This is a genomic window from Sphingopyxis sp., from assembly GCF_050725655.1.
Taxonomy (GTDB): domain Bacteria; phylum Pseudomonadota; class Alphaproteobacteria; order Sphingomonadales; family Sphingomonadaceae; genus Sphingopyxis.
The window spans coordinates 23,238-29,666 of sequence record NZ_JBOHHT010000010.1; the positions used below are offsets into that span (position 1 = coordinate 23,238).

7 protein-coding genes are annotated in these 6,429 nt (G+C 66.0%); 6 read left to right on the forward strand and 1 reads right to left on the reverse strand.

Features of this window, described 5'->3' with window-relative positions; genetic code table 11:
- Positions 1-28 precede the first annotated feature (28 nt).
- Positions 29-988 carry a helix-turn-helix transcriptional regulator gene (locus ACREBX_RS01295; protein ID WP_431559944.1) on the reverse strand — a complete coding sequence of 320 codons (960 nt, stop codon included), beginning with the start codon at positions 986-988 and terminating at the stop codon, positions 29-31.
- 133 nt (positions 989-1,121) lie between these two features.
- On the opposite strand from ACREBX_RS01295, the gene ACREBX_RS01300 reads away from it, so the two are divergent.
- From ACREBX_RS01300 to ACREBX_RS01325, 6 genes are all read left to right on the forward strand, one after another.
- Entirely contained in the window at positions 1,122-1,622 is a 501-nt protein-coding gene (locus ACREBX_RS01300; RefSeq protein ID WP_431559945.1) for a hypothetical protein, read from the forward strand.
- Between the two features lie 77 nt (positions 1,623-1,699).
- Entirely contained in the window at positions 1,700-2,917 is a 1,218-nt protein-coding gene (locus ACREBX_RS01305; protein ID WP_431559946.1) for an argininosuccinate synthase, read from the forward strand.
- A gap of 42 nt (positions 2,918-2,959) precedes the next feature.
- Positions 2,960-3,442 carry a hypothetical protein gene (locus tag ACREBX_RS01310; protein ID WP_431559947.1) on the forward strand — a complete coding sequence of 161 codons (483 nt, stop codon included), beginning with the start codon at positions 2,960-2,962 and terminating at the stop codon, positions 3,440-3,442.
- 95 nt (positions 3,443-3,537) lie between these two features.
- The gene (locus tag ACREBX_RS01315; RefSeq protein ID WP_431559948.1) at positions 3,538-4,296 is read left to right on the forward strand and encodes a hypothetical protein; all 759 of its coding nucleotides are present in this window, start codon (positions 3,538-3,540) and stop codon (positions 4,294-4,296) included.
- A gap of 40 nt (positions 4,297-4,336) precedes the next feature.
- A complete protein-coding gene (locus ACREBX_RS01320; protein ID WP_431559949.1) occupies positions 4,337-5,347 on the forward strand; it encodes a threonine aldolase family protein in 1,011 nt (336 codons plus the stop codon).
- 50 nt (positions 5,348-5,397) lie between these two features.
- Entirely contained in the window at positions 5,398-6,306 is a 909-nt protein-coding gene (locus ACREBX_RS01325; protein ID WP_431559952.1) for a DMT family transporter, read from the forward strand.
- The last annotated feature ends 123 nt before the right edge of the window (positions 6,307-6,429 follow it).

Here is a 6,429-nt window from a genome sequence, read left to right on the forward strand (position 1 = left end):
GGATAGCCTTTCGGGAAGGCGAAGCCAATCAGCCGTGCCGCACGGCGATCGCGCTTGCGAGCGCCGATATACGGCAGCGGAAGCTCTCCGGTGCGAGCACCTCCACCTCGGCGCCGAGCGCGAGCATGTCGCGCGCGCCATGGTCGCTGTCCTCGACCTGCATCGTCATTTCGCGCCAGCCATCGGCGGCGGATACGCCTGCCCCCGCGACCGCTTCGGCGCCGCGCGGCGACTGTGCGGCGAGCCGTTTGCAGCCATCGGGCGAGGCACGGAGGGTAGCCCTGGTCGCGAACAGCTCGGCTTCGAACCGCGCCTGTTCGGCCTGCCACCATGACGAGAGATGGAAATCGGCGGGGCGCTCGAAGGGCGTATCGCCGGCTACCAGGTCATCGATATTCGCGATCCGGAAGATGCGGATTTTTCCGCCCCCGCGCGCTGCGAGATACCAGATGCCGGCTTTCAGCACGAGGCCGAGCGGCTCGACCGTCCAGTCGCGCACCCCCTGCCAGCTTTCGTAGCGCATCGACAAAAGCCGCCCGTCGAGCACCGCGCGCGCGATCGCAGGAAGGTGCGGCAATGCTTCGCCGCCGCGATACCAGTCGACCGCGTCGAGGTGAAAGCGCGCTGCCATCCGGTCGGCGAGCGCGCCGCCGCCGCCGGGAAGCGCGACCAGCAATTTGTTGCGCGCGGCGCTTGTCGCGGCGCCGATTCCCAATTCGGCGGCCGGACCGGGCAGGCCGATCATCGCCATCGCCTCGGCCTCGCCCGCCGACAGTCCGGTGAGGCGCGTGCGATAGCCGTCGAGCAGCTCGAACCCGCCGCCGGGGCCGCGGTCGCCATAGACGGGGACCCCCGCCGCGGAGAGTGCGTCGATGTCGCGGTAGATCGTGCGTTCGGACACTTCGAACTCGGCAGCGAGATCGGCCGCGGTCAGCCGTCCGCGCAATTGCAGCAGCATCAGGATCGACAGAAGGCGGCTCGCTCGCATTTTTTCGCTGTAGCAGAAAATAACTGACAGAAAATGTCAGGATAAGGCGCGTAGGGCAGACGGGTCACGAAGGGAGCAAGTCATGACCCACATCGAACGACGCACCATCATCGCCCTTTCCGCAGGAGCCCTTATGTCCAGCCTCACCCCCATTTCCGTTGCCGCCGCGATCAACCCCGCCCCCGTCGGCAAGCCCGGCGACTTCGATTTCCTCACCGGCGAATGGCGCATCCACAACAAGTTCCGCGAAGGCGAAAAGTGGATCGAATTTCCCGGCGAAGCGACCGTCGTCGCTATTCTCGGCGGCATCGCGAGCGTCGAGGAACTGCGCATCCCGGCGCGCGGCTTTTCGGGGATGGGGCTGCGTCTGCTCGACGTCGAAAAGAAGATATGGTCCGATCATTGGGTCAACGCCAAGTCGGGCGTCGTCGGCGTGCCGGGCCAGCTCGGCGTGTTCGAGGATGGCGCCGGCACCTTCCTGTCCGAAGTCGAGGGCGCGCAAGGGCCGGAACTCTATCGCGGCGTGTGGGACCGGATCACCCCGAAAAGCTGCCGCTGGTTCCAGGGCACCTCGCGCGACGGCGGCAAGACGTGGGACGACAGCTGGTTCATGGACTGGACCCGCGTGGGCTGAAAGGGCCAAGCCGGTTGCACCTTTGGCGGCGGACTGCTAGCCGCGCCCGCGTCTTTCCTTCCGCCAAAGGTGCCATCATGTCCGAGTCCTTCAAGCGCGTCGTCCTCGCCTATTCGGGCGGCCTCGATACCAGCGTCATCCTGAAGTGGCTGCAGGTTACTTATGGCTGCGAGGTGGTGACCTTCACCGCCGACCTCGGGCAGGGCGAAGAGATCGAACCCGCGCGCGCCAAGGCCGAGCTGATGGGCGTGAAGCCCGAGCATATCTATATCGACGATGTGCGCGAAGAATTCGTCCGCGATTTCGTCTTCCCAATGATGCGCGCCAATGCCCGCTACGAGGGCGACTACCTGCTCGGCACCTCGATCGCGCGCCCGCTCATTTCGAAGCGGCTGGTCGAGATCGCCAGGGAAGTCGGCGCCGACGCCGTGGCGCATGGCGCGACGGGCAAGGGCAACGACCAGGTGCGCTTCGAGCTGTCGGCCTATGCGCTCAATCCCGACATCAAGGTGATCGCACCCTGGCGCGAGTGGGACCTGACCAGCCGCACCGCGCTGATCGAGTTCGCCGAAAAGCACCAGATTCCGGTGCCGAAGGACAAGCGCGGCGAAAGCCCGTTCAGCACCGATGCGAACCTCCTCCATACCTCGTCGGAGGGCAAGGTGCTCGAGGATCCGTGGGAAGAAACCCCCGACTATGTCTATTCGCGCACGGTCAATCCCGAGGACGCGCCCGACACCCCCGAATATATCACGATCGATTTCGAGCGCGGCGACGGCGTCGCGCTGAACGGGCAGGCGATGTCGCCCGCGACGCTGCTCGCGGCGCTCAACGATCTCGGCCGCAAGCATGGCATCGGCCGCCTCGACCTCGTCGAGAACCGCTTCGTCGGCATGAAGTCGCGCGGCATGTACGAAACGCCTGGCGGCGAAATCTATGCGCGTGCCCACCGCGGCATCGAAAGCATCACGCTCGATCGCGGCGCGGCGCATCTGAAGGATGAGTTGATGCCGAAATATGCCGAGCTCATCTACAACGGATTCTGGTTCGCGCCCGAGCGTGAGATGTTGCAGGCGGCGATCGATCACAGCCAGGCGAATGTCACCGGCACCGTCCGCCTCAAGCTTTACAAGGGCAATGCGAATGTCGTGGGCCGCAAGTCGCCGCTCAGCCTCTACAGCGAACGCCATGTGACTTTCGAGGACGATGCCGGCGCCTACGACCAGAAGGATGCGGCGGGCTTCATCAAATTGAACGCCTTGCGCTTGAAATTGCTCGCGAAACAGGGTCAGTAAAGCGGCCGGGCACGGACCCGGTTACGACAGGAGCCTTGGTCCATGTTCTCCCTTTTGCTGGCCGCCGCCAGCCTGACGCCCGCGTTCAACGACGCCGCCTACACCGACCTTGCTTATGCGAAACCGGCCGCCGCAGACGGCTGCACCGCGCGTTTCGACGGCGGCACGATCGAGATAACGCAGGCGTTCAACCCGGCGGCGCGGACGATGATCAATGTCGCCGTCGTCACTGGCAAGCCGACCGGCACGCTGCGGGCGGGATCGCAGCTTTGGGTCAAGTCCAGTTTTGGCCCTGCCTGGCACGCGCTCGTCACCGAATCGACGCCCGACCGCCTGCGCTTCGTCGCGCACCACCGCTTCGTCGGTGACCTGTTTAGCGAAGACACGCCGACGATCATGCTGCACGAACGGATCGATGCGGGCGGCGCGAAGGATGCGGTGTTCGTCGACCTGGGATCGAACAGCGGCGGCTTTCGCGAAAAGCTGGCGAAGGCGCTCGATTGCGCCGACTCGCTCGGCATCTGACCGGGCGTCAGTGGAGTAACGGAAAAACAGATGGCTTCGGCCGCCCGGACACGCCAGAACCGGCCCTCCTGAAACCGGCAGCGGAGGGGATGATCATGCGCTTCTTCGACTTCTCATCATGGCAAAGCATCGGAACGACGCTGCTGGGCCTTGCGCTCGTCACGCTGATCGGCGTCGGCATCCGGCTGATGGTGATGATGACGATCCAGCAGCGCCGCGAACGGATGAACCGCCAGATCAACGAGCGGCTGCGCACGCTGATGGCTGCGTACAAGGCACTTGGCGGGTCGTTTACCGGCGATCTGACGGTCGATCCACGCCATCTTCGCGACATCAGGCGTCAGGCGAGCGAGACGAAAGCGGAGCCCGCGATCGACCTGTCGGACGAGGCGGCGCCGGAGGAGGACGAACCCGGCGAATCGGATCGCCCGCGCCGCATTCGCGACGCCGTCGAGGCCGCGCTCTCCGACATCATCCTGCTCGGCACCGAGACGCAGGTGCGGCTTGCGAGCCGCGCGGCGCAGGAACTGGCCGACGGCCGCCCTGTGCATGTCCACGAGCTTGTCGTCGAGCTGCGCGATTTCATCCGCAAGGCGCTCGACCTCGATCCGGTTCCAGCCGACGTTATCATCCCCGCGCAGGGCCCGACGCGTCCGTCGGGTAGCGGCGGCAAGAGCGGCGGCCGTAGCAGCGAGGCGCGCGGCGGTGCTGGCGGGGGCGGTGGACGCGGCGGCGGCGGTGGCGGCGGCATGGGCATGGCGGGCGGCCTCGGTGTTGCCGGCGGCGCAAGCCTCGCGCGCGGATCGACACCCGACGAGGCCGCAGACCTATCCGTCGATACACAGCAAAAATGAAGGGTTAGCAGCGGCCCGCACCTGCGCTAAGGCGCGGTCCATGACTGCGACCCGCTTTTTCTCCGACAATGCCGCGACCGTCCACCCCGTGGTGATGGAGGCGCTGGCGGCCGCCAACCATGTTGACACCGCCTATGACGGCGACGCGCTCAGCCAGTCGCTCGACGCGGCCTTTTCCGAGCTGTTCGAGACCGATTGCGAGGTCGTCTGGATCCCGACCGGAACCGCGGCGAACAGCATCATCCTCGCGCATTTCGTGCGGCCATGGCAGGGCATCCTCTGTTACGAGGAAGCGCATATCGAAGTCGACGAATGCGGCGCACCGACCTTTTATTCGGGGGGCGCCAAGCTGATGCCGCTCCCCGGACGCGGCGCAAAGATCGACACAGAGGCGCTGAATGCCCGCATCGCCGGGATCCGCAAGGATGTGCATCAGGTTCAGCCCGCGGCGGTCAGCATCACCAACGCGACCGAATATGGCCTTGCCTGGCGGGCGGAAGAAATTGGCGCGATCAGCGAGATCGCCAAGGGCGCAGGCATGAAGCTCCACATGGACGGCGCGCGCTTTGCCAATGCCGTCGCTTTCCTCGGCTGCGCGCCCGCCGACGTCACCTGGCGCGCCGGGGTCGATGCGCTGTCCTTCGGCTTCACCAAAAATGGTGCGATGATGGCCGAGGCGATCGTCTTTTTCGGCGGCAGCGGCGGGCCGGGTGTGCGCGAGCTCAAGAAGCGCGGCGGCCATTTGCTCAGCAAGGGACGCTTCGTCGCGGCGCAGATCCGCGCGATGCTCGCGAACGACCTGTGGCTTGCCAACGCGCGCGCCGCCAATGCGGGCGCGGCAAAGCTCGCCGCGGCGTGCGGCGGCCGGCTGATGCATCCGGTGGAAGCAAACGAGCTGTTCGTGCGCCTGACCGCCGAGGAAGCCGCGAAGCTGCGCGGCGCCGGGTTCGACTTCTACGACTGGGGCGAAGGCGCCGCGCGCCTTGTCGTCAGCTGGGATCAGGATGCGGAGGCGGTCGCACCGCTGGCGGCTGCGATCGCCGCATTGTGAGCAGCGAACAGCCACCCACGCTGCTCAGCCCGCGCGTCCTGCTGCCCTTCATGCTGGTGACTTTGATCTGGGGATCGACCTGGATCGTCATCACCGGGCAGCTCGGCGTGGTCCCTCCCAGCTGGTCGGTGACCTATCGTTTCGCGGTCGCGGCGATCGCGATGTTCACCTTTGCCGCCCTCCGGCGCGAGCGGTTGTGGCTCGAACCCAAGGCGATGCTCTTTGCGGTGGCACTCGGGATCGCGCAGTTCGCCTTCAACTTCAATTTCGTCTACCGCGCCGAGCAGCATATCACCTCGGGCCTTGTCGCGGTGCTGTTCGCGCTGCTGATCGTGCCCAATACGCTGCTCGGCCGCGCCTTCCTCAAAACCCCTCTCGAAGCGCGCTTCCTCGCGGGCGCGGGGATCGCGATCATCGGCGTCGGGCTGATGATCCTCCACGAATATCGCGCCGCCGCGGTCGGCGCGGGCGAGGTGCTGCTCGGCACCATGCTGACCCTCGCCGGGGTGATGAGCGCGTCGACCGCCAACGTCATGCAGGGCACACGGATTGCGCGCGCGCAGTCGATGGTGGTGATGATTGCGTGGGCGATGCTCTTCGGCGCGCTCGCCGACGGCAGCTATGCATGGATCACCACCGGCCCGCCGGTGATCGAGCCGACCGCGACGTACATCGGCGGCGTTCTCTATCTCGGCGTGATCGCCAGCGCGGTGACCTTCCCGCTCTATTTCAATATCATCCGCGCGGTCGGGCCGGGGCAGGCGGCGTGGTCGAGCGTGCTGATTCCGATCATCGCGATGGGCTTTTCGACCGCGTTCGAGGATTACCGCTGGGCGATCCTGTCGATCGCGGGCGGCATCGTCGCGCTGATCGGGCTGGTGATCGCGGTCGCGAAACGGCCCGCGCGGCCGTCGGTCAGCGGCAATATGGTTTCGGTCCCGGTCGAGCCCGAGAGCTAGGACCAATCGACATTCAGCTCAGGGTGAGTCGAAAATGGTGGTTTTCCGTGACCCGGAGCGCAGCGTACATCTGGTACGTGAGCACCGGAAGCACGGGAAATTGCCATTTGCAGACCGCCATGG

Bases quoted from the DNA above. Each gene is read 5' to 3' on its own strand.
- ACREBX_RS01295 (WP_431559944.1), bottom strand. From the start codon at position 988: ATGCGAGCGAGCCGCCTTCTGTCGATCCTGATGCTGCTGCAATTGCGC.
- ACREBX_RS01300 (WP_431559945.1), top strand. From the start codon at position 1,122: ATGTCCAGCCTCACCCCCATTTCCGTTGCCGCCGCGATCAACCCCGCC.
- ACREBX_RS01305 (WP_431559946.1), top strand. From the start codon at position 1,700: ATGTCCGAGTCCTTCAAGCGCGTCGTCCTCGCCTATTCGGGCGGCCTC.
- ACREBX_RS01310 (WP_431559947.1), top strand. From the start codon at position 2,960: ATGTTCTCCCTTTTGCTGGCCGCCGCCAGCCTGACGCCCGCGTTCAAC.
- ACREBX_RS01315 (WP_431559948.1), top strand. From the start codon at position 3,538: ATGCGCTTCTTCGACTTCTCATCATGGCAAAGCATCGGAACGACGCTG.
- ACREBX_RS01320 (WP_431559949.1), top strand. From the start codon at position 4,337: ATGACTGCGACCCGCTTTTTCTCCGACAATGCCGCGACCGTCCACCCC.
- ACREBX_RS01325 (WP_431559952.1), top strand. From the start codon at position 5,398: ATGCTGGTGACTTTGATCTGGGGATCGACCTGGATCGTCATCACCGGG.